Source organism: Lelliottia sp. JS-SCA-14 (genome assembly GCF_035593345.1).
Classification (GTDB): domain Bacteria; phylum Pseudomonadota; class Gammaproteobacteria; order Enterobacterales; family Enterobacteriaceae; genus Enterobacter; species Enterobacter wanjuensis.
This window is the reverse complement of the sequence record NZ_CP141606.1, coordinates 3,167,133-3,189,531: the sequence shown is the minus strand read 5'-3', so window position 1 is coordinate 3,189,531 and position 22,399 is coordinate 3,167,133. Positions and strand designations below refer to the sequence as shown.

Here is a 22,399-nt window from a genome sequence, read left to right as displayed (position 1 = left end):
CCGCTTCGCGGTGCCCTCAGCTTATTCCTTGCGGCTTTCGGGTCGGGCGCGATCCTGCATCCATGCAGGTCGCACCCTCTCGGCGCTTCCCTGCGCCTCGACCCGGCCTCCAGGAAACGCTTCGGCGATTTTCAGCCGGACTCTCGATCCCTCCAGCTTTACAGCCGTCTGAATGTGGCACTGGTGTTGGCCCCTTTGTCACGTTCACAAGATATGAAGCAATTATATTCTGCCGAACATAAGGTGAACGGAACCACCTCCAGTGTTTAACTGATCAACATTGGGATAATACCCAATTTTTAGTCTACGCTTTTCTCTCAAGCCCCTGATAAAGGCGGCAAATTAATGAGGAAAGTGGAATGACAATCGCAAAGGGGATATGGGGTTCAGCGGCGTTACTGGCGGCGCTGAGCCTGCCTTTACAGGCGGCAGAGCCGGTGAAGGTTGGGTCTAAAATTGATACGGAAGGGGCGCTGCTGGGCAATATTATCCTGCAGGTGCTGGAGAGCCACGGCGTGAAAACCGTGAATAAAGTGCAGCTCGGCACCACGCCGGTGGTGCGCGGGGCGATCACCTCCGGCGAGCTGGATATCTATCCGGAATACACCGGCAACGGGGCGTTCTTCTTCAAAGATGAAAACGACGCCGCGTGGAAAAATGCCAGCGCGGGCTACGAGAAAGTGAAAAAACTCGACGCCGAACAGAACAAGCTGATCTGGCTGACGCCTGCGCCCGCCAACAACACCTGGACCATCGCGGTGCGCAAGGATATCGCTGAGAAAGGCAAACTCACCTCCCTCGACGATCTGAGCCGCTATCTGAAAGATAAAGGCGACTTCAAACTGGCGGCCTCGGCGGAATTTATCGAGCGCCCGGATGCGCTCCCGGCCTTTGAAAAAGCTTACGATTTCAAACTCGACCAGAGCCAGCTGCTGTCGCTGGCGGGCGGTGATACGGCGGTGACCATCAAAGCTGCCGCCCAGCAAACGTCGGGCGTGAACGCGGCGATGGCCTACGGCACCGACGGTCCGGTGGCGGCGCTGGGTCTGCAAACCCTGAGCGATCCGAAAGGCGTTCAGCCGATCTATGCCCCAACGCCGGTGGTTCGCGAGGCGGTGCTGAAAGCCTATCCGCAGATCGGCGACTGGCTGAAACCGGTGTTTGAAAAACTCGATGAGAAAACCCTGCAACAGCTCAACGCGAGCATTGCGGTGGAAGGGCTGGATGCCAAAAAAGTGGCGGCAGATTTCCTGAAGCAAAAAGGACTCGTGAAGTAACAGGACAACGCTTTGCCAAAGACATGTCATAACCGCGTACTGCTTCTGCTCGCGTTTGTCGGGTTGGCGGCGTGCGCGCTTCCGTTCGTCAATTTCGCCCCGAACCGGCTGATGTCCGGCGAGGGGCTGTCGGTCTGGCAGGTGTGGGCGATCTCGCCCCTCCCGCTGGCGCTCTCTCTGGTAGGCGTCACCGTGCTGTCGTTTTGCGCGGGGCGGGTGCCGCTCATTCTCACGCTGATGGTTTGTGAACTGCTTTTTGTGCTGCTGGCCTGGAGTGCCGGGCTTGCGGCAACGCATCTCGCCACCGCGGAAACCCCGCTGGCGCGTACCTCGACAGGCAGCGGTCTGTGGCTGTGGATGGCCCTGTGCCTGCTCGCCTGTAGCGATGCGATCCGCCGCCTGACCACCCGCCCGGTGTGGCGCTGGCTGCTGAATGCGCAGATCTGGATTTTGCCCCTGGCGGTGCTGTTCAGCGGCGAGCTGAACACGCTTTCGCTGCTGAAAGAGTACGCCAATCGTCAGGAGGTGTTTAACGATGCGCTGGCTCAGCACTTGACGATCCTGTTTGGCACCCTGGTTCCGGCGCTGCTCATCGGCGTGCCGATCGGCCTGTGGTGCTACCGCCATCCCACGCGTCAGGGACCGGTATTTACCGTGCTGAACGTGATTCAGACCATCCCTTCCGTGGCGTTGTTTGGCTTGCTGATTGCGCCGCTCGCCGGGCTGGTGAAATCCTTTCCGGCGCTGGCCGCCATCGGCATCGCCGGAACCGGGCTGACGCCCGCGCTCATTGCGCTGGTGCTGTACGCGCTGCTGCCATTAGCGCGCGGCGTGCTGGCGGGATTGAGCCAGGTTTCCCCGGAGGTGCTGGAGAGCGCCAGCGCGATGGGGATGAGCACCAGCCAGCGGTTCTGGAAGATCCAGCTGCCGCTCGCGCTGCCGCTTCTGCTGCGCAGTCTGCGGGTGGTCGCGGTGCAAACCGTCGGCATGGCGGTGATTGCCGCGCTGATTGGCGCGGGAGGTTTTGGGGCGCTGGTATTCCAGGGCCTGCTCAGCAGCGCGCTGGATCTGGTGTTACTCGGTGTGATTCCGACCATCGCCCTGGCGGTGGTGGTGGACGCGCTCTTTGCCCTGTGGCTGGCCCTGCTGAAGGGAAAAAATAATGATTGAATTTCACGATGTGAGCAAAGAATTTGCCGGGCAGACGGCGGTAAAAAACCTGAACCTGCGCTTTGAGGAAGGGGCATTTTCGGTGCTGATCGGTACCTCCGGGTCGGGGAAATCGACCACGCTTAAAATGATCAACCGGCTGGTGGAACACGACAGCGGGCTGATTCGTTTTGCCGGGGAGGAGATCCGCAGCCTGCCGGTGCTGGAGCTGCGCCGCCGGATGGGCTACGCCATTCAGTCGATTGGCCTGTTCCCGCACTGGACGGTGGCGCAGAACATCGCCACCGTGCCGCAATTGCAAAAATGGTCGCGGCAGAAAGTGGCGGATCGCGTCGATGAGCTGATGGCGCTCCTGGGGCTGGAGCCTGCGCTTCGCGAGCGCTACCCGCATCAGCTGTCCGGCGGGCAGCAGCAGCGCGTCGGGGTGGCGCGCGCGTTAGCCGCCAATCCTGAAGTGTTGCTGATGGATGAACCTTTCGGCGCGCTGGACCCGGTGACCCGCAGCGCGCTGCAAACGGAGATGACCCGCATCCACCGCATTCTTGGGCGCACGATTATTCTGGTGACGCACGATATCGACGAAGCCCTGCGCCTCGCCGATCGTCTGGTATTAATGGACAACGGGGAAGTGGTGCAGCAGGGCACGCCGCTGGAGCTGTTAACCCGCCCGGCGACGGATTTCGTGCGCGAATTCTTTGGCCGAAGCGAACTGGGCGTGCGACTGCTCTCCCTGCGCACGGTCGCAGAGTATTTACGTCCGCAGGATCGGGCGGTGACCGGCGAACCCCTTCAGGCGCAGATGAGCCTGCGCGATGCGCTCTCGGCCTTTGTCGCCCGTCAGTGCGAAGTGTTGCCGGTGGTGGATGAGCAGGGCGCGCCGTGCGGGACGCTGCATTTTCGCGATCTGCTGGCAGGGGAGGTGGAACGTGAAATGGCTACGTGATCCGCTCCTGTGGCTGGTGCTGCTGTTCGTCGCGCTGCTGTGGCTAATGCCCTACAGCGGCGGGCTGTTTGGCGCGCTGTTCCCTGGCCTGCCGCGCCCGGTCTATCTGCAGGAGAGTTTTATCAGCCTGACGCTGGCCCATTTCTGGCTGGTGGGCGTGTCGAGCGCCATCGCGATTGTGATCGGCGTCGGGGCCGGAATTGCGGTGACGCGGCCTTTGGGTAAAGAGTTTCGCCCGCTGGTGGAGACCATCGCCGCGATCGGGCAGACCTTCCCGCCGGTGGCGGTGCTGGCGATTGCGGTGCCGGTGATCGGCTTTGGTCAGCAACCGGCGATCATTGCCCTGATTTTATACGGCGTGCTGCCGATCTTGCAGGCGACGCTGGCCGGATTAACAGCCGTGCCTGCGGCGGTGACCAGCGTGGCGGAAGGGATGGGGATGAGCGCGGGGCAGCGACTGCGTAAAGTCGAGCTGCCGCTGGCAGCGCCGGTGATTCTGGCGGGAGTACGGACGTCGGTGATTATCAATATCGGGACCGCGACCATTGCGTCAACGGTCGGGGCGAATACCCTGGGCACGCCGATTATCATCGGACTGAGCGGATTTAACTCAGCCTATATTGTGCAGGGTGCGGTGCTGGTGGCGCTGGCAGCGATTGTGGTCGATCGCGGGTTTGAACGGCTGGCGCAGTATCTCAGCCGACACCGCCACGCACGATAAATGAGTAGCCGGCCAGCATCACGCCGCCAATGCCGCTGATGGCCATTAAGGCGAAGAGGGTAATTACGGCCACTTTGGTTGCCTTCATAATGTGCTCCTTTTGTTAACCGCCCAATTATACGGTGAAGCACACCTGTTAATGAACCATTAAATGCCGGGAAGACATTTACGGGCCGAGAGTAATGACGGGGTAGCCGTGTTCGCGCCATTCATTCAGCGACTGCTGTTGGGCGGCAGTGGGGATATCTCCGCACCAGACCAGCAGGGTTTGCCCTTCGAAAAGCTCCGGGCGAAGCTGAGCTAATGAATGCGCCAGCACGTCTACACGCCAGCCTTGCTGCGTGGCTATCCAGGCTTCGAGCCATAAGCGGGTGGTGTCGTGAACATTCCAGCCGACCACCAGGGCGTCCTTTCCGCTCTTCTTGCGTGCCGTCGACAGGCACACGGAAATGTAATTGATCAGCATGCCATCGAGCATACTCAGCAGCGCCTGGAGCGCCGGTTGCTGAGAGAGACGGCGACGAAGCGGGATAAACAGATGTGTGATGAGCGTCTGGGCGGGATAATCCCGACCCTGCTCCTTGATCCAGGTTCGCAGACGCTGAAAGTTACCGGCCTGCAGCAGCCGGAGCAGTGTTTCCTGATGTTCACGCCATTCGGCCAGACTATCGGCATCGTGTTCACATAACAGCGATTTGACCTTGCTGACCTGGACACCGTTATCGATCCAGCTTTTGATCTCGCGGATCCGATCGATATCCGCCTCGTTAAACAGACGATGTCCTCCGTCTGTTCGCTGCGGTTTTAGCAGCTCATACCGCCGCTGCCATGCTCGCAGCGTCACAGGATTGATATCACAAAGCAGTGCCACTTCACCTATCGTGTAAAGCGCCATGTTCGCCCCCTGGCTTGCGCATCCCCAGAATAACTGTAGACGCTGATTCGCGAACCAGGAAGAATCGACCGTTTTTTGAACAAATAATGCGAAGGGTGGAAATTGTTCCGCTAAAGGATGTGATGACGGGCACGAATTGCAGCTTTTTTGGAATGCTTCAAAGAAAGTTAATGTGTATCAGTGTATGTTACGCGTTTTTAGACAGTGCGGTTTGCAGTCATGTACGAATTTAATCTGGTGTTGCTGCTGCTTCAGCAGATGTGCGTTTTCCTGGTCATCGCCTGGCTGATGAGCAAAACGCGGCTGTTTATTCCGCTGATGCAGGTGACCGTTCGCCTGCCGCACAAGCTTCTCTGCTACGTCACCTTCTCGATTTTCTGCATTCTCGGCACCTATTTTGGTCTGCACATTGAAGACTCGATCGCCAACACGCGCGCCATCGGGGCGGTGATGGGCGGGCTGCTCGGCGGCCCGGTGGTGGGCGGCCTGGTCGGGCTGACGGGCGGATTGCATCGCTACTCGATGGGCGGCATGACCGCGCTCAGCTGTATGATCTCGACGATTGTCGAAGGGCTGCTCGGCGGCCTCGTTCACAGCTATATGATCAAGCGTGGTCGTCCGGATAAAGTCTTTAGCCCGCTGACCGCCGGGGCGATTACGCTGGTGGCGGAGCTGGCGCAGATGCTGATTATTCTGCTGATCGCCCGTCCGTTCGAAGATGCCCTGCATCTGGTGAGCAGCATCGCCGCCCCGATGATGGTGACCAATACGGTTGGCGCGGCGCTGTTTATGCGCATCCTTTTGGATAAGCGCGCGATGTTTGAGAAATACACCTCGGCGTTCTCGGCCACGGCGCTGAAAGTGGCGGCCTCGACGGAAGGGATTTTGCGCCAGGGCTTTAACGAAGAGAACAGCATGAAGGTGGCGCAGGTGCTGTATCAGGAGCTGGACATCGGCGCAGTGGCGATCACCGACCGCGAAAGGCTGCTGGCCTTTACCGGCACCGGCGACGATCACCATCTGCCTGGCAAACCGATTTCATCGGCTTATACGCTGCGTGCGATTGAAACGGGCGAAGTGGTGTACGCCGACGGGAATGAAGTGCCGTACCGCTGCTCATTGCATCCACAGTGCAAACTCGGTTCGACGCTGGTGATCCCCCTGCGCGGTGAGAATCAGCGGGTGATGGGCACTATCAAATTGTACGAAGCGAAGAACCGGCTGTTCAGCTCCATCAACCGTACGCTGGGGGAGGGGATCGCCCAGCTGCTGTCGGCGCAGATCCTGGCGGGGCAGTACGAGCGGCAAAAAGCGCTCCTGACCCAGTCGGAAATCAAGCTCCTGCACGCCCAGGTCAATCCGCATTTCCTGTTTAACGCCCTGAATACGCTCAAGGCGGTGATCCGCCACGACAGCGATCAGGCGACGCAGCTGGTGCAGTTTCTGTCGACCTTTTTCCGCAAGAACCTGAAGCGGCCTTCAGAGATTGTGACCCTGGCCGATGAGATTGAACACGTGAATGCCTATCTGCAAATCGAGAAAGCGCGCTTTCAGTCGCGGTTGCAGGTCTCGCTGTTTGTGCCGATTGAGCTGGCCCATCAGCATCTTCCGGCGTTTACCCTGCAGCCGATTGTGGAAAACGCCATTAAGCACGGCACCTCGCAGCTGCTGGGCACTGGCGAAATCCGTATCTCTGCCAGCCGGTTTAATCACCACCTGGTGCTGGATATTGAAGATAACGCCGGGCTGTACTTGCCCGGCGCCGAGTCGGGCGGGCTGGGAATGAGCCTGGTCGACAAACGTCTGCGCGCGCATTTTGGCGATGACTGCGGCATTACCGTCGACTGCGAGCCGGACAGTTTTACCCGTATTACCCTACGATTGCCCCTGGAGGAAAACGCATGCTAAGAGTGCTGATTGTCGATGATGAGCCGTTAGCGCGGGAAAACCTGCGGGTTCTGTTACAGGAACAGAGCGACATTGAAATCGCGGGTGAGTGCGCCAACGCCATCGAAGCCATTGGTGCGGTGCATAAATTGCGCCCCGATGTGCTGTTTCTCGATATCCAGATGCCGCGCATCAGCGGCCTGGAGATGGTCGGGATGCTCGACCCGGAACATCGTCCGTACATCGTGTTTCTCACCGCCTTTGATGAATATGCGGTCAAAGCCTTTGAAGAGCACGCGTTCGATTATCTGCTGAAACCGATCGAAGAGAAGCGGCTGGAGAAAACCCTCAACCGTCTGCGCCAGGAGCGCAGCGTGCAGGATGTGTCGCTGCTGCCGGAAAACCAGCAGGCGCTGAAATTTATCCCCTGCACCGGCCACAGCCGAATCTATCTCCTGCAGATGGACGACGTGGCCTTTGTCAGCAGCCGCATGAGCGGGGTGTTTGTCACCAGTGGCGAAGGCAAAGAGGGCTTTACCGAGCTGACCCTGCGCACGCTGGAGAGCCGGACGCCGCTGATCCGCTGCCATCGCCAGTATCTGGTGAACATGGCGCATCTGAAAGAGATTCGTCTGGAGGAGAACGGTCAGGCGGAGCTGGTGCTGCGCGCGGGGCAGACGGTGCCGGTGAGTCGACGCTATCTGAAAAGCCTGAAAGAGGCGATTGGGTTGTAAAACTGGTACACTGCGCCCCATCGCATCACCGACAGTTGAAGGCTCTATGTTAAGTAACGATATTCTGCGCAGTGTGCGCTACATCCTGAAATCCAACAATAACGATTTGGTTCGTATTCTGGCGCTGGCCGAGGTCGAGACCACTCCGGCGAATATTGCCAGCTGGATCACCAAAGAGGACGAAGAGGGCTTCGTTCGTTGCCCGGACATCATCCTCTCTTCGTTCCTGAACGGGCTGATCTACGATAAGCGCGGGAAAGACGAGTCTGCGCCTGTGCTGTCACCAGAGCGTCGCGTGAATAACAACATCGTGCTGAAGAAGCTGCGTATCGCCTTTTCCCTGAAATCCGACGACGTATTAGCCATCATGACCGAGCAGAAATTCCGCGTGTCGATGCCAGAAATCACCGCCATGATGCGCGCGCCGGATCATAAGAATTACCGCGAGTGCGGTGACCAGTTTATGCGTTATTTCCTGCGCGGGTTGACTCACCGGGTGCATAGCGCGAAGCCGTAAGAACTGCCGGGTGGCGGCTACGCCTTACCCGGCCTACCAAACTGACTCACCGGGTGACAAGGCGAGGGTTTTGTAGGTCGGGTAAGGCGAAGCCGCCACCCGACACCGTAACCCGGCAAAAAAGACATAAAAAAAGCCGCTCATCTGAGCGGCTTTTTCGTTTATTTCACCTGCTGACCCGGCTTCGCACCTTCGTCCGGGCTTAACAGGAAGATATCCTTCCCGCCAGGACCGGCGGCCATCACCATCCCTTCCGAAATGCCGAAGCGCATTTTGCGCGGCGCAAGGTTGGCGACCATCACCGTCTGGCGACCGATCAGCACCTGCGGATCAGGATACGCCGAGCGAATGCCGGAGAAGACGTTGCGCTTCTCACCGCCCAGATCCAGCGTCAGACGCAGCAGTTTGTCGGAGCCTTCCACGAATTCCGCGTTTTCAATCAGCGCGACGCGCAGATCGACTTTGGCGAAATCATCAAAGGTGATGGTTTCCTGAATCGGATCGTCTGCCAGCGGGCCAGTGACGGGCGCAGCGGCGGCTTTCACCTCTTCTTTGGACGCCTCAACCAGGGCTTCAACCTGTTTCATCTCAATGCGGTTATACAGCGCTTTGAAGGTATTCACTTTGTGGCCGAGCAGCGGCTGCTGGATTGCATCCCAGGTCAGCTCCGTGTTCAGGAACGCTTCAGCACGTTCTGTCAGCTGCGGTAGAACCGGCTTCAGGTAGGTCATCAGCACGCGGAACAGGTTGATGCCCATGGAGCAGATCGCCTGCAGATCCGCATCGCGGCCTTCCTGCTTCGCAACCACCCACGGCGCCTGCTCGTCGACATAGCGGTTCGCCAGGTCGGCCAGGGCCATGATTTCGCGTACCGCTTTACCGAACTCACGCGCTTCCCAGGCTTCGCCGATGGTCGCTGCCGCGTCGGTGAAGGTTTTGTACAGCTCAGGATCGGCCAGTTCAGCCGCCATCACGCCATCGAAACGCTTGGCGATAAAGCCCGCGTTACGGGACGCCAGGTTCACCACCTTGTTCACGATGTCGGCGTTCACGCGCTGCACGAAATCTTCCAGGTTCAGGTCGATATCGTCGATGCGCGAAGAGAGCTTCGCGGTGTAGTAGTAGCGCAGGCTGTCGGCGTCGAAGTGGTTCAGCCAGGTGCTGGCTTTGATGAAGGTCCCACGAGATTTGGACATCTTCGCGCCGTTCACCGTCACGTAGCCGTGCACGAACAGGTTTGTTGGCTTGCGGAAACCGCTGCCTTCCAGCATCGCTGGCCAGAACAGGCTGTGGAAATAGACGATGTCTTTGCCGATGAAGTGGTACAGCTCGGCGTCGGAATCTTTTTTCCAGTACTCTTCGAAGCTCGTGGTGTCGCCGCGTTTGTCGCACAGGTTCTTGAAGGAGCCCATGTAGCCGATTGGCGCATCCAGCCAGACGTAAAAATATTTGCCCGGTGCGTTCGGGATTTCAAAGCCGAAGTACGGCGCATCGCGGGAGATATCCCACTGCTGCAGGCCGGATTCGAACCACTCCTGCATTTTGTTCGCCACCTGCTCCTGCAGCGCACCGCTGCGGGTCCACGCCTGCAGCATTTCGCTAAACGACGGCAGGTCGAAGAAGAAGTGCTCAGAGTCACGCATCACCGGCGTCGCGCCGGAAACCACGGATTTCGGCTCGATAAGCTCGGTCGGGCTGTAGGTCGCGCCGCACACTTCGCAGTTATCGCCATACTGATCCGGGGATTTACACTTCGGACAGGTGCCCTTCACAAAACGGTCCGGCAGGAACATGCCTTTTTCCGGATCGTAGAGCTGAGAGATGGTGCGGTTTTTAATAAAACCGTTCTCTTTCAGTCGGGTGTAGATAAGCTCGGACAGCTCGCGGTTCTCGTCGCTGTGCGTCGAGTGGTAGTTGTCGTAGCTGATGTCAAAGCCAGCAAAATCGGTCTGATGCTCCTGACTCATTTCGGTAATCATCTGCTCCGGGGAGATCCCCAGCTGCTGTGCTTTCAGCATGATTGGCGTGCCGTGAGCATCGTCCGCGCAGATGAAGTTTACCTGGTGGCCGCGCATTCGCTGGTAACGGACCCAGACATCAGCCTGGATATGCTCCAGCATGTGGCCGAGGTGGATTGAGCCGTTTGCGTACGGCAGGGCGCACGTTACCAGAATTTTTTTCGCGACTTGAGTCATAGTGGGCATTACTTCTTTAACAGTAAAAAGGGTTTTTGATAGTAACAAAAGGGCCATTATTAAGTAAGCACAAACCACGGCCTTTCAGGTAAACTTGTTCAACTAAGGTCTTATTCACAAGAACAAAGGAGTCGGGATGAGTTCTCAATCCCAGGCCAAATCACCGGAAGCCTTAAGAGCAATGGTTGCCGGGACGCTGGCCAATTTTCAGCATCCAACCCTGAAGCACAATCTCACCACGCTGAAAGCGCTGCATCATGTCGCCTGGCTGGATGACACGCTGCACGTCGAACTGCAGATGCCTTTCGTCTGGGCCAGCGCCTTCGAAACCCTGAAAGAGCAGTGCAGCTCTGACCTGCTGCGCATCACCGGGGCGAAGGCGATTGACTGGAAGCTGACGCACACCATCGCTACGCTCAAGCGCGTGAAGAATCAGCCGGGCGTGAACGGCGTGAAGAACATTATCGCCATCAGCTCCGGCAAGGGCGGGGTGGGGAAATCCTCCACCGCCGTGAACCTGGCGCTGGCGCTGGCCGCCGAAGGGGCCAAAGTGGGTATTCTCGATGCGGATATTTACGGCCCGTCGATCCCGAACATGCTGGGTGCGGAAAATCAGCGTCCAACCTCGCCGGACGGTACCCATATGGCGCCGATCATGGCTTACGGCCTGGCGACCAACTCCATCGGTTATCTGGTGACAGACGATAACGCCATGGTCTGGCGCGGCCCGATGGCCAGCAAGGCGCTGCTGCAGATGCTGCAGGAGACCATGTGGCCGGATCTCGATTATCTGGTACTGGATATGCCGCCGGGCACCGGTGATATTCAGCTGACGCTGGCGCAAAACATTCCGGTGACGGGCGCGGTTGTGGTTACGACGCCGCAGGATATCGCGCTGATCGACGCCAAAAAAGGCATCGTGATGTTCGAGAAGGTGGAAGTGCCGGTGCTGGGCGTGGTCGAGAACATGAGCGTGCATATCTGCAGCAACTGCGGGCACCACGAGCCGATCTTTGGCACCGGTGGCGCAGAGAGGCTGGCGGCGCAGTATCACACCCAGCTGCTGGGGCAGATGCCGCTGCACATTACGCTGCGTGAAGATCTCGACAGCGGTAAGCCGACCGTGGTGCGCAGTCCGGAGAGTGAGTTTGCCGGGATGTACCGTCAGCTCGCCGGACGCGTGGCCGCGCAGCTGTACTGGCAGGGTGAAGTGATTCCGAGCGAGATCGCGTTTCGAGCGGTGTAATTTGTAGCCTTGTTGTGCCGGGTAGCGGCTTCGCCTTACCCGGCCTACAAAACCCGCAACCCCGCAACCCCGCAACCCCGTAGGCCCGTGCAAGCGAAGCGCCGCCGGGCGCCAGACCGCACGGAACCCGCATCATTACCGCAACCGGTAATGCATCAGGTAATACTCTCCCTCCGGAGAATCCCCCGTCGCCTCGATATGCCAGCCGTGCTGCTGATAAAACCCTACCGCACGTTCATTTCTGACCAGACACTTAAGCGAACCTGTACTGCTGAACTGCTGTTGTACATGTTCCAGCAGCAGGCTGCCTGCGCCCACGCCCTGATACTGCGGATCCACAAACAGATTGTGCAGAAAATTATCGTTGCTCCAGACCGAAGCAAACCCGACGCGATGGCCGTTTTGCACCGCTACCCAGATCTGCTCGTCAAGGGTGGCCGCGTCGAAATCCTCAAGCTGCCAGTCGGTGTCATCCAGCCACGGCCACGCCTCGCGACGGGCCTGTAAAAAGAGGGTGCGCAGGAAAGGGCGATCGCTTTCCTGCCAGGGTCTGACGATGAGGGGATCAGCGGTGATAGAAGATATCCCCGTTGTAGGCTTTAAGGATTTTACCGTCGGCGTCATTAATCAGAACGTAGTTCTCACCCATGTAAGTCCAGTGCGTACCCGCGTCTGGTGCCGGGAGGTTACGCAGCTGAAACTGCTTAATGGTGTACTCAGGCGTTTGATAGAGCGCCGGGGCGGTGTCGCCAATTTTGAATTTTGTGAAATCGGCGATGAACTCTTGTTCTTCATAAGCCTGGATCCCGGAAGGTGCAGTCACGGCTTGCGGAGCGGCATAAACAGCACCCGCCAGTGACATCAACACACCCAGAAGCAGCAATTTACTCTTAGCCATTTTATCTCCAGTTAAACCTTTTGCTGAACCTTCAGCCCGCTGTGACGGCACAGCGCGGCAAGCAGCCCATTTTAAGTATCACGGTCGCGCTTGTTGGAAAAAAAATGTAACAAATCTGAACAGCTTTGCCCATGACTTAATCATTCATCTCACAAATGAATAATCGAGAAACACGCTGCCAGTTTTATTATTCAGCCTCAGGGTGAGTGAAAATAGAAGGTGCAAAATTGGACTCAACGGCGAATGCAATTTAAACACATACCTTTTACTATTAAATTAGATATGAATAGCTTTTGCGGTATTTCCTGCGATGAATATTTGTCACCGTCGGGAAACAAATGAAGAGTATTTATTCGAAATGATTAAATTGACGGCTCATGGATAGAGTGCTAATTCAAACTGTTGATTTTGCTATTTTTTAACTCGGCTGGTCATGGGTGTCAACGTACTCGCCAATTATTCCTGATAAAACAAAGATTTTATCCATTCCAATGAAAAATAAAATATCTCTTTCGGTGTTAGCATTAATAATAAGTCAATTGACAGGCTGTGCGTTTGTACCTGGCCAGCAGCTGAGTGTTTCGGATAAAAATGTCATTGCTGCCTCAGATGCTAATTATCAGCTCGATAAACGCGTCGATGTTTACCCGATCACGCCGTCGTTGATTGAGACGCTTCGCCCAACGACACTCAAATCTCAGGCGAATCCTAATCTCGATGCGCAGCTCAAAAGCTGGGAATACCACATCGACGTAGGCGATATTCTGACCATCACCGTCTGGGATCACCCGGAGCTCACCACGCCTGCCGGGCAGTACCGCAGCGCGAGCGACACGGGCAACTGGGTGGCCGCCGACGGGACGATTTTTTATCCCTACATCGGCAAGCTCAACGTCGCCGGGAAAACCGTGTCAGAAGTTCGCGAGGAGATCGCCTCCCGACTGGATAAGGTGATCGAAAGCCCGCAGGTAGACGTGAGCGTCGCCGCTTTCCGCTCGCAAAAAGCCTATATCACGGGAGAAGTCGTCAAATCCGGGCAGCAGGCGATCACCAACATTCCTCTCACGGTGATGGATGCGGTGAATGCGGCGGGCGGTCTTTCCGCCGAGGCCGACTGGCGCGACGTGGTGCTGACTCACAACGGAAAAGACACGCACCTTTCTCTGTATGCCCTGATGCAGCACGGCGATTTGACGCAGAACAAACTGCTGTGGCCGGGCGATATTCTCTTCGTGCCGCGCAACGACGGCCTGAAAGTCTTCGTGATGGGCGAAGTGGCGAAGCAAAGCACCCTCAAAATGGACCGCAGCGGGATGACCCTGGCGGAAGCGCTCGGCAATGCCGGGGGACTCAACCAGGATCTGGCGGACGCGACGGGGATCTTCGTGATTCGTTCGGCGCCGAAAACTGACAAACAGGACAAAATCGCCAGCGTGTACCAGCTCGACGCCAAAGACGCGTCGGCGATGGTGCTCGGCACCGAATTTCAGCTCCAGCCCTACGACATTGTCTATGTGACAACCGCGCCGATTTCGCGCTGGAATCGCGTGATTTCTCAGCTCGTGCCAACCATCAGCGGCGTTCATGACCTGACGGAAACGGCGCGCTATATCCGCACGTGGCCGCAGTAATGGTGAATTCAATCCTCGTGGTCTGCACCGGAAATATCTGCCGCTCGCCCATCGGTGAGCGCCTGTTGCGCCAGCAAATGCCCGGCTTCACCGTGGCCTCCGCCGGGGTCAGCGGCCTGGTCGGGCACGCGGCCGACGCGCGGGCGCAGGAAGTCGCGGCGCTGCACGGCGTCTCCCTTGAAGGGCATGTGGCGCAAAAACTGACCCCGCAGCTGATGCGCGAATACGATTTGATTCTGGCGATGGAGCCGGAACACCTGAACCATATTTCGGCGATGGCCCCTGAAATCCGGGGCCGGTCGCTGCTGTTTGGGCAGTGGTTGCAAACGCGCGCAATCCCCGACCCGTATCGTAAGAGTCACGAAGCGTATGAATACGTGTTCGATCTGCTGGGCAGGGCGAGTCAGGAATGGGCTCAACGACTGAGTCATTAAAGGAATAAAGTTTCAATGTCTTCATATACTTCAGACATCTACGCGGCTGCGAATGAAAATCGCGAGCTGGATCTGGCGCGCCTGCTGGGCGAGATGATCGACCATCGCCTGCTTATTTTGTGCATCACTTTTCTGTTTACCGCCTGCGCGGCCCTCTACGCTTTCACGGCGACGCCGGTTTTCCGGGCCGATGCGATGGTGCAAATCGAGAGTAAACAGGACAACAGCCTGCTTAAAAATTTGAGCCAGCTCAGCCCGGAGCTCTCCCCGGATACCATGCCGGAAATTCAGCTGCTGAAATCGCGGATGATCCTCGGCCAGACGGTGGACGGCCTTCGTCTTAACGAAGAGGTTAAACAGCGCTACTTCCCGCTGGTAGGGCGCGCGCTTGCCAGGCTGTTCGGCCAAAAACCGGCGACGCTGGACCTGCTCATGATGCATATTCCCTCAACAGACGGCACGCCGCGTACCCTGACCCTGACGGTGCTGGACCCAACGCATTTCCGCGTGACGGGGGATGATTTCGAGGGCGAAGGCGTCGCGGGAATGCCGTTTGAAAAAGCGGGCGTCTCCCTGTGGGTGAAAACGATGACGGCGCAGCCGGGCGCGCGGTTCGCCCTGACGGAGCGGACAAAACTCGACACCATCAACGCGCTGAATCAGCAGTTCACCGTCGCCGAAGCGGGTAAACAGAGCGGCGTGCTGAACCTCTCCCTGACCGGTACGGACCCGGACCTGATTGCGAAAGTGCTCAACAGCATTGCCGAAAACTATTTGCGTCAGAATATCGACAGACAGGCCGCGCAGGATGCCAAAAGCCTGGCCTTTTTGCAGCGCCAGCTGCCGCAGATCCGAGGCGATCTGGATGTCGCCGAAGAGCGGCTCAACGTCTATCGTAAGCAGCGCGATTCGGTGGATCTGACGCTGGAGGCCAAATCGGTGCTGGAGCAGATCGTCAACGCCGATAACCAGCTCAACGAACTGACCTTCCGCGAGGCGGAGATCTCGCAGCTGTTCAAAAAAGATCACCCGACTTACCGCGCCCTGATGGAAAAACGTCAGACGCTGGAGAGCGAAAAAGCGCGCCTGAATCAGCGCGTCTCCGCCATGCCTTCCACGCAGCAGGAAATCTTGCGTCTGAGCCGGGACGTGGATTCCGGGCGTGAGATCTATCAGCAGCTGCTGACCCGCCAGCAGGAGCTGAGTATTTCCCGCTCGAGCGCTATCGGTAACGTGCGCATTATTGATCCTGCCGTGACGCAGCCTGAGTCGATCAAACCCACGAAACCGCTGGTTATCGTGATGGGCTTTATGCTGGGGTTGATCATTTCAGCAGGACTGGTTTTGGGGCGCGCGGCGCTTAAGCGCGGCATCGAAAGCCCGGATCAGCTCGAAAACCAGGGGATTACTGTGCTCGCCACGCTGCCACGCTCTGTCTGGCTGTGGAAAAAGACCCGCCTGCGCGGCAAGTATTTCTTTGGCGATCGCTGGACCCACAGGACCCGAAATATCCCGTTCCTGCCCGTCGACAGGCCTGTGGATCTTTTTGTGGAAGCGATCCGCGGCCTGCGCACCAGCCTTCATTTCACCATGCTGGAGACGACCAACCGCGTGGTGATGTTTACCGGCCCGACGCAGAACTGTGGCAAGACCCTCGTCAGTACCTCGCTGGCCGCTATCGTCGCGCAGGCCGGGCAGAAGGTGTTGTTTATCGATGCCGATATGCGTAAAGGGTACGTTCATCAGATCTTTGGCCTGACGAACCGCACCGGTCTTTCTGACGTGCTTTCCGGCAAAATCGATTATCAGTCTGCCATTCAGCGCTATCTGCCTGGTGAGGTCGACGTGATGACCTGTGGCCAGACGCCGGGTAATCCTTCGGAACTGCTGATCGGCGAACCTTTCCAGCAGCTTCTGAAATGGGCGAACGAGCACTACACGATGGTGATCGTTGATACGCCGCCGATTCTGGCGGTGACGGATGCGTCACTGGTGGGGAGAAAAGCGGGAACCACGCTGCTGGTGGCCCGATTTGGCATGACCAGCGTGAAAGAGGTTCAGGCCTGTTCGAAACGGCTGCAGCTGGCCGGTGTCGCCGTTGACGGTGCGATTCTCAATGACGTCATTAAATCCGCAGCGCTCTATTACGCCGAGGGGTATGCCCCTTTCGAGTACAGTTATAGCGCTGAGAAAGAGAAAAACGTGGGATAAAAAGAGGCCCCGCACCAGGCGGTGCGGGTCTTTATAAGCCCAGATTATTACCCCATCGTCTTATTTCCTTCCATGAATCTGAGAAAAAAATATTCCTCCGCCAGATAATTCCAGCTGGTTATTTAATGCGCTCCCTCTCTCGTGATTTATTTGTTGTTGACTTTGTATTTGTTGGTTAATGACTGATGAATACAGACTTATTTTTGAGGTTCTTGCTTTTATTTCAGTTAGTTATGCATTAATTGTAATTTTTAATATAATTATTTAACTGAAATTTTTTTTTAGTCGTGGTGTTGGTTTATTTTAAAGTGTAACCTCCTGGCTTTGAAAGAAAACAACCATTCAATCATTCAAGTGAAAAATAAAATATACCTTTCTGCATTGATATTAATAATATATCAATTAACGGGCTGTACTTTCATTCCTGGCCAGACGCTCAACGTGTCAAATAAAAATAAGATAGCTGCGACAAATGAACATGATGATCTGGATAACAAAGTGGACGTCTATCGGATCACCTCTTCTTTGATTGAGACACTGCGCCCAACGACGCTTAAATCGCAGGCGAATCCTGCTCTCGACGTGCAGCTCAAAAGCTGGGAATACCACATCGACGTGGGCGACATCCTGACCATCACCGTCTGGGATCACCCGGAGCTCACCACGCCTGCCGGGCAGTACCGCAGCGCGAGCGATACGGGCAACTGGGTGGCTGCAGACGGGACGATTTTTTATCCCTATATCGGCAAGCTCAACGTCGCCGGGAAAACCGTCTCTGAGGTGCGCGAGGAGATCGCCTCCCGGCTCGACAAGGTGATCGAAAGCCCGCAGGTAGACGTGAGCGTCGCCGCTTTCCGCTCGCAAAAAGCCTACATCACGGGAGAAGTCGTCAAATCCGGACAGCAGGCGATCACCAATATCCCGCTGACCGTCATGGATGCGGTGAATGCCGCGGGGGGATTATCTGCCGATGCCGACTGGCGCGACGTGGTGCTGACTCACAACGGAAAAGACACGCATCTCTCCCTGTATGCCCTGATGCAGCACGGCGATTTGACGCAAAACAAACTGCTGTGGCCGGGAGACATTCTCTTTGTGCCGCGCAACGACGGCCTGAAAGTCTTCGTGATGGGCGAAGTCGCTAAACAAAGCACTCTCAAAATGGATCGCAGCGGGATGACCCTGGCGGAAGCGCTCGGCAATGCCGGGGGGCTCAATCAGGACCTGGCGGACGCGACGGGGATCTTCGTCATTCGTTCGGCACCGAAAACCGACAAACAGGACAAAATCGCCAGCGTCTACCAGCTCGACGCCAAAGATGCCTCGGCGATGGTCCTCGGCACCGAATTTCAGCTTCAGCCCTACGACATTGTCTATGTCACGACCGCGCCGGTTTCGCGCTGGAATCGCGTCATCTCTCAGCTCGTGCCCACCATCACCGGCGTTCATGACCTGACCGAAGCGGTACGCTACATCCGAACGTGGCCGCAATAATGGTGAAATCCATCCTGGTCGTCTGTACCGGAAATATCTGTCGCTCGCCCATCGGTGAACGCCTGCTGCGCCAGCACTTGCCCGCCTTTATTGTGGCGTCAGCAGGGGTCTGCGGGCTGATGGGGTACGCGGCAGATACGCGTGCTCAGGAAGTGGCGGCACTGCACGGTGTATCGCTGGAAGGGCACGTCGCGCAGAAACTGACCCCGCAGCTGATGCGCGAATACGATCTGATCCTGGCGATGGAGCCGCAACATCTGAACCATATTTCCGCGATCGCCCCTGAAATCCGCGGGCGTTCGCTGCTGTTTGGCCAGTGGCTGCACACGCGGGTCATCCCCGATCCCTACCGTAAAAGCCACGAAGCGTATGAATACGTTTTTGACCTGCTCGGCAGAGCAAGCCGGGAATGGGCTCAACGATTGAGTCACTAAAGGAATAGAGTTGTATGTCTTCACACATTTCAGAACACAATGCCGCAGCGATTGGGCATCAGGAACTGGATCTGGCGCGCCTGCTGGGCGAGTTGATCGACCATCGCGTACTTATTGTTTGCATGACCCTCCTGTTTACCCTCTGCGCTGGCCTGTACGCGTTCACCGCGACCCCGGTGTACAGAGCCGATGCGATGGTGCAGATCGAGAGTAAACAGGACAACAGCCTGCTCAAAAATCTGAGCCAGCTCGGCCCGGAGCTCTCCCCGGACACACTCCCGGAAATTCAGCTGCTGAAATCGCGCATGATCCTCGGCCAGACGGTGGAGGCGCTACACCTGAATGAAGAGGTAAAGCAGCGCTATTTTCCCCTTATCGGGCGCGCAATAGTGCGTCTTTTGGGTCAGCGACCGGCGACCCTGGAGCTGGCCAGACTGCACATTCCTGCCACGGTGAACGCGACTCATACCCTGACGCTCAGAGCGCTGGAGCAGGGGCGTTACCAGCTTGAGGGGGAGGGTTTCCAGGGGGAAGGCGTGGTGGGGAAGCGGTTCGAAAAGGACGGCGTAGTCCTTCTGGTCAAATCCATGGAAGCCCAACCCGGCACGCGTTTCACTCTCTGTGAGCGGACAACCCTGGAGGCGATTAACGCCCTGAATCAGCAGTTCACCGTCGCCGAAGCGGGAAAACAGAGCGGTATTCTGAATCTGTCCCTGACCGGCACCGACCCTGATCGGATTGCCGTGGAGCTGAATAGCATTACCGAAAACTATTTGCGTCAGAACATCGACCGGCAGGCCGAGCAGGATGCCAAAAGTCTCGCCTTTTTGCAGCGCCAGCTACCGCAGATCCGAGGCGATCTGGATATCGCCGAAGAGCGGCTTAACCTCTATCGTAAGCAGCGCGATTCGGTGGATCTGACGCTGGAGGCCAAATCGGTGCTGGAGCAGATCGTCAACGCCGATAACCAGCTTAACGAACTGACCTTCCGCGAGGCGGAGATCTCTCAGCTGTTCAAAAAAGATCACCCGACTTACCGCGCCCTGATTGAAAAACGTCAGACCCTGGAGAGCGAAAAAGCGCACCTGAATCAGCGCGTCTCCGCCATGCCTTCCACGCAGCAGGAGATTTTGCGTCTGAGCCGGGATGTGGACTCCGGGCGTGAGATCTACCAGCAGCTGCTGACGCGCCAGCAGGAGCTGAGCATCTCCCGCTCCAGCGCTATCGGAAACGTGCGCATTATTGATCCTGCCGTGACGCAACCTGAACCGATAAAACCCACCCGACCGCTGGTGATCGTCATGGGCTTTATGCTCGGTTTCATCCTTTCCTCGGGAATCATTCTGGGGCGAGCCGCGCTCAGACGAGGCCTTGAAAGCCCTGAACAGCTTGAGGCGCTGGGGATGACCGTACTGGCGACGCTGCCGCGTTCTGTCTGGCTGTGGAAGAAGACCCGTTTGCGCAGAACGCTCAGCTTTGGTGAGAGCTGGAATCACAGGACCCATAATATTCCGTTTCTGCCTGTCGACAGGCCGCTCGACCTGCTAGTGGAGGCGATACGCGGTCTGCGGACCAGTCTTCATTTCACCATGATGGAGGCCAGCAATCGTGTGGTGATGTTTGTCGGGCCGACACAAAACTGCGGTAAGACGCTGATCAGCACGTCGCTGGCGACTATCCTGGTGCAGGCCGGGCAGAAGGTGCTGCTGATCGATGCCGATATGCGTAAAGGGTATGTGCACCAAATCTTCGGTCTTACCAATGATCGTGGCCTCGCGGAGGTGCTGACGGGAGAAGCGGCCCATGAGGAGGTCATTCAGCACTATGAGCCGGGAGGGGTAGACGTGCTGACCTGCGGCCAGACGCCGGATAATCCTTCGGAGCTGCTCATCGGGGAGCGCTTCCAGCAATTGCTGACGTGGGCTGACGCTCATTACGACATGATTATTGTCGATACCCCGCCGATACTGGCGGTGACGGATGCCTTGCTGGTGGGAAGATACGCGGGAATTACGCTGCTGATTGCCCGGTATGGCATGACCAGTGTCAGAGAAGTGCAGTCCTGTGTAAAACGTCTGCATCTGGCCGGAGTGATGATGACGGGGGCCATCTTGAATGACGTGGTGAGAACCGCCGCCCTGTACTACGGTACGGGGTATACCCCTTACGACTACAGCTACACGTCAGAGAAAAACGCGCATTAATACAAAAGTCCCCGCACCGGGCGGTGCGGGGAACAGGAACTTACTTCGCCAGAATCTCGTGCGCCGTACGTTCAACCAGCGACAGCAGGACTTTCACATCGCCCAGCGTCACCGTTGGGTTCAGCAGCGTCAGCTTCAGACAGGTCACGCCGTTGTGCTCGGTAACACCGACGTTGGCGCGACCGGAGTCGAGCAGAGCATCACCGATCTTCTGGTTCAGCAGCGCGATGGCCGCGTCGTTCAGCGCAGAGTCTGGACGGAAGCGGAACAGCACGCTTGCCAGCTGAGGCTTCATCACCAGCTCAAGGCTATCCTGAGTTTGCACGTATGCCGCCACGGCCTGTGCCAGGGTGACGCCGTGATCGATGATCGCCGCGTATTGCTCCTGACCCAGCGCTTCCAGGCTCATCCACAGCTTCAGCGCGTCGAAACGGCGCGTGGTCTGCAGTGATTTGGAGACCAGATTCGGCACACCCGCCTCTTCGTCAAACTCGGAGTTCAGGTAGGCCGCCTGGTAACGCATCAGCTCGTAATGACGCTCTTCTTTCAGCAGGAACGCGCCGCAGCTGATGGTCTGGAAGAACTGCTTGTGGAAGTCCAGAGTGATGGAATCCACCAGCTCGATGCCGTCCAGGTAGTCGCGATACTTATCGGACATCAGCAGCGCGCCGCCCCAGGCCGCATCTACGTGTACCCAAATCTGCTGCTCAGCCGCCATCTCAGCGATAGCGCGCAGGGGATCGATAGCACCCGCGTCGGTGGTTCCGGCGGTGGCCACGATCGCCAGAATCTGTTCGCCACTGGCATTGCACTGGGCAATTTTTGCCGCCAGATCGCTCAGATCCATGCGCGAGCACTCATCGGTTTTCACCTGAGTGACCGACTGGTAGCCCAGACCGAGCAACGCCATGTTCTTCTGCACGGAGAAGTGCGCATTTTCAGAACAGAGCACACGGATCTTACGCAGATCGCCGACCAGACCATCCTGCTGGATAGAGTGGCCCTGACGCGCGAAGAAGGCGTCACGCGCCAGCATCAGCCCCATCAGGTTGCTCTGGGTGCCACCGCTGGTGAACACGCCCGCATCACCGGCCTGATAACCCACGCGGGTACGCAGCCAGTCGATCAGCTTCATCTCAATGATGGTCGCTGACGGGCTCTGATCCCAGGAGTCCATGCTCTGGTTGGTGGCGTTGATCAGCACTTCCGCCGCCTGGCTGACGACCAGGCTCGGGCAGTGCAGGTGCGCCACGCACTGCGGGTGGTGAACCGACAGGCTGTCTTTCAGGAAGTACTCGACCGCGCGGGCAATCGCCGCTTCGTTGCCAAGGCCTTTCTGACCGAAGTTCAGGGAGATGTTGTCGCGCAGTTCGGCGACGGTTTTCCCCTGATACATCTCAGACTGCTGCAGCCACTGCATCACCGCCTGTGAGCTCTGCTCGATGGCCTGCTGATAGGCCTCGATGCTTTGCGCCGACGACGACAGAATTGGGTTTGACTCAGACATC

Annotated in this window: 20 protein-coding genes; 14 read left to right on the top strand and 6 right to left on the bottom strand. The window is 57.5% G+C overall.

Annotation, left to right across the window (positions count from 1 at the left end):
- Positions 1 to 359: 359 nt before the first annotated feature.
- The 4 genes from U9O48_RS14925 to U9O48_RS14910 are packed head-to-tail and all read left to right on the top strand — an operon-like array spanning position 360 to position 4,111.
- Complete coding sequence (locus U9O48_RS14925) at positions 360 to 1,277, top strand: ABC transporter substrate-binding protein (RefSeq protein WP_282495072.1); 918 nt, start codon at positions 360 to 362, stop codon at positions 1,275 to 1,277.
- A 12-nt stretch (positions 1,278 to 1,289) separates the two neighbouring features.
- Positions 1,290 to 2,447 carry an ABC transporter permease gene (locus U9O48_RS14920; protein WP_324722741.1) on the top strand — a complete coding sequence of 386 codons (1,158 nt, stop codon included), beginning with the start codon at positions 1,290 to 1,292 and terminating at the stop codon, positions 2,445 to 2,447.
- Positions 2,440 to 3,390, top strand: a complete 951-nt coding sequence (locus U9O48_RS14915; RefSeq protein ID WP_324722740.1) for an ABC transporter ATP-binding protein — start codon at positions 2,440 to 2,442, stop codon at positions 3,388 to 3,390. The genes U9O48_RS14920 and U9O48_RS14915 overlap by 8 nt, the downstream gene beginning before the upstream one ends.
- Positions 3,374 to 4,111, top strand: a complete 738-nt coding sequence (locus U9O48_RS14910) for an ABC transporter permease (protein WP_282495069.1) — start codon at positions 3,374 to 3,376, stop codon at positions 4,109 to 4,111. Before U9O48_RS14915 ends, U9O48_RS14910 begins: the two co-directional genes overlap by 17 nt.
- Here U9O48_RS14910 and U9O48_RS14905 read toward each other — a convergent pair.
- Together U9O48_RS14905 and mlrA are read right to left on the bottom strand one after the other, a co-directional pair.
- Positions 4,086 to 4,199: a protein YohO gene (locus U9O48_RS14905; RefSeq protein WP_100779551.1), complete on the bottom strand. Its 114-nt coding sequence runs from the start codon at positions 4,197 to 4,199 to the stop codon at positions 4,086 to 4,088. The genes U9O48_RS14910 and U9O48_RS14905 overlap by 26 nt on opposite strands.
- Positions 4,200 to 4,277: 78 nt before the next feature.
- The gene (gene mlrA / locus U9O48_RS14900) at positions 4,278 to 5,006 is read right to left on the bottom strand and encodes an HTH-type transcriptional regulator MlrA (protein WP_282495068.1); all 729 of its coding nucleotides are present in this window, start codon (positions 5,004 to 5,006) and stop codon (positions 4,278 to 4,280) included.
- A gap of 219 nt (positions 5,007 to 5,225) precedes the next feature.
- Here mlrA and U9O48_RS14895 point away from each other — a divergent pair, with 219 nt between their 5' ends.
- The 3 genes from U9O48_RS14895 to U9O48_RS14885 are packed head-to-tail and all read left to right on the top strand — an operon-like array spanning position 5,226 to position 8,144.
- The gene (locus U9O48_RS14895) at positions 5,226 to 6,914 is read left to right on the top strand and encodes a sensor histidine kinase (RefSeq protein WP_282495067.1); all 1,689 of its coding nucleotides are present in this window, start codon (positions 5,226 to 5,228) and stop codon (positions 6,912 to 6,914) included.
- Positions 6,908 to 7,627 carry a two-component system response regulator BtsR gene (btsR, locus tag U9O48_RS14890; protein WP_282495066.1) on the top strand — a complete coding sequence of 240 codons (720 nt, stop codon included), beginning with the start codon at positions 6,908 to 6,910 and terminating at the stop codon, positions 7,625 to 7,627. Before U9O48_RS14895 ends, btsR begins: the two co-directional genes overlap by 7 nt.
- A 46-nt stretch (positions 7,628 to 7,673) precedes the next feature.
- The gene (locus tag U9O48_RS14885; protein ID WP_282495065.1) at positions 7,674 to 8,144 is read left to right on the top strand and encodes a DUF1456 family protein; all 471 of its coding nucleotides are present in this window, start codon (positions 7,674 to 7,676) and stop codon (positions 8,142 to 8,144) included.
- Positions 8,145 to 8,305: 161 nt separating this feature from the next.
- Here U9O48_RS14885 and metG read toward each other — a convergent pair whose 3' ends face one another.
- Positions 8,306 to 10,339 (bottom strand): methionine--tRNA ligase, encoded by a 2,034-nt coding sequence (gene metG / locus U9O48_RS14880; protein ID WP_285144060.1) that lies wholly within the window; start codon positions 10,337 to 10,339, stop codon positions 8,306 to 8,308.
- Positions 10,340 to 10,475: 136 nt separating this feature from the next.
- Here metG and apbC point away from each other — a divergent pair, with 136 nt between their 5' ends.
- The gene (gene apbC / locus U9O48_RS14875; protein ID WP_282495063.1) at positions 10,476 to 11,585 is read left to right on the top strand and encodes an iron-sulfur cluster carrier protein ApbC; all 1,110 of its coding nucleotides are present in this window, start codon (positions 10,476 to 10,478) and stop codon (positions 11,583 to 11,585) included.
- 135 nt (positions 11,586 to 11,720) lie between these two features.
- Here apbC and U9O48_RS14870 read toward each other — a convergent pair whose 3' ends face one another.
- Both U9O48_RS14870 and U9O48_RS14865 read right to left on the bottom strand, forming a co-directional pair.
- A complete protein-coding gene (locus U9O48_RS14870; protein WP_324722739.1) occupies positions 11,721 to 12,209 on the bottom strand; it encodes a GNAT family N-acetyltransferase in 489 nt (162 codons plus the stop codon).
- The gene (locus U9O48_RS14865) at positions 12,151 to 12,483 is read right to left on the bottom strand and encodes an RcnB family protein (RefSeq protein WP_282495061.1); all 333 of its coding nucleotides are present in this window, start codon (positions 12,481 to 12,483) and stop codon (positions 12,151 to 12,153) included. The genes U9O48_RS14870 and U9O48_RS14865 overlap by 59 nt, the downstream gene beginning before the upstream one ends.
- 491 nt (positions 12,484 to 12,974) lie before the next feature.
- Here U9O48_RS14865 and U9O48_RS14860 point away from each other — a divergent pair, with 491 nt between their 5' ends.
- The 6 genes from U9O48_RS14860 to U9O48_RS14835 all read left to right on the top strand — a co-directional run bounded on the left by U9O48_RS14860 (position 12,975) and on the right by U9O48_RS14835 (position 20,891).
- The gene (locus tag U9O48_RS14860) at positions 12,975 to 14,114 is read left to right on the top strand and encodes a polysaccharide export protein (protein ID WP_324722738.1); all 1,140 of its coding nucleotides are present in this window, start codon (positions 12,975 to 12,977) and stop codon (positions 14,112 to 14,114) included.
- Entirely contained in the window at positions 14,114 to 14,548 is a 435-nt protein-coding gene (locus U9O48_RS14855) for a protein tyrosine phosphatase (RefSeq protein ID WP_282495154.1), read from the top strand. Before U9O48_RS14860 ends, U9O48_RS14855 begins: the two co-directional genes overlap by 1 nt.
- A 15-nt stretch (positions 14,549 to 14,563) precedes the next feature.
- Positions 14,564 to 16,759 carry a polysaccharide biosynthesis tyrosine autokinase gene (locus U9O48_RS14850; protein ID WP_324722737.1) on the top strand — a complete coding sequence of 732 codons (2,196 nt, stop codon included), beginning with the start codon at positions 14,564 to 14,566 and terminating at the stop codon, positions 16,757 to 16,759.
- Between the two features lie 354 nt (positions 16,760 to 17,113).
- Positions 17,114 to 18,253, top strand: a complete 1,140-nt coding sequence (locus U9O48_RS14845) for a polysaccharide export protein (protein ID WP_324722736.1) — start codon at positions 17,114 to 17,116, stop codon at positions 18,251 to 18,253.
- A complete protein-coding gene (locus U9O48_RS14840) occupies positions 18,253 to 18,687 on the top strand; it encodes a protein tyrosine phosphatase (protein ID WP_324722735.1) in 435 nt (144 codons plus the stop codon). Before U9O48_RS14845 ends, U9O48_RS14840 begins: the two co-directional genes overlap by 1 nt.
- 14 nt (positions 18,688 to 18,701) lie before the next feature.
- A complete protein-coding gene (locus U9O48_RS14835; RefSeq protein WP_324722734.1) occupies positions 18,702 to 20,891 on the top strand; it encodes a polysaccharide biosynthesis tyrosine autokinase in 2,190 nt (729 codons plus the stop codon).
- A gap of 40 nt (positions 20,892 to 20,931) precedes the next feature.
- Here U9O48_RS14835 and U9O48_RS14830 read toward each other — a convergent pair whose 3' ends face one another.
- The gene (locus U9O48_RS14830; RefSeq protein WP_324722733.1) at positions 20,932 to 22,398 is read right to left on the bottom strand and encodes an aspartate aminotransferase family protein; all 1,467 of its coding nucleotides are present in this window, start codon (positions 22,396 to 22,398) and stop codon (positions 20,932 to 20,934) included.
- Between the last annotated feature and the right edge of the window lies 1 nt (position 22,399).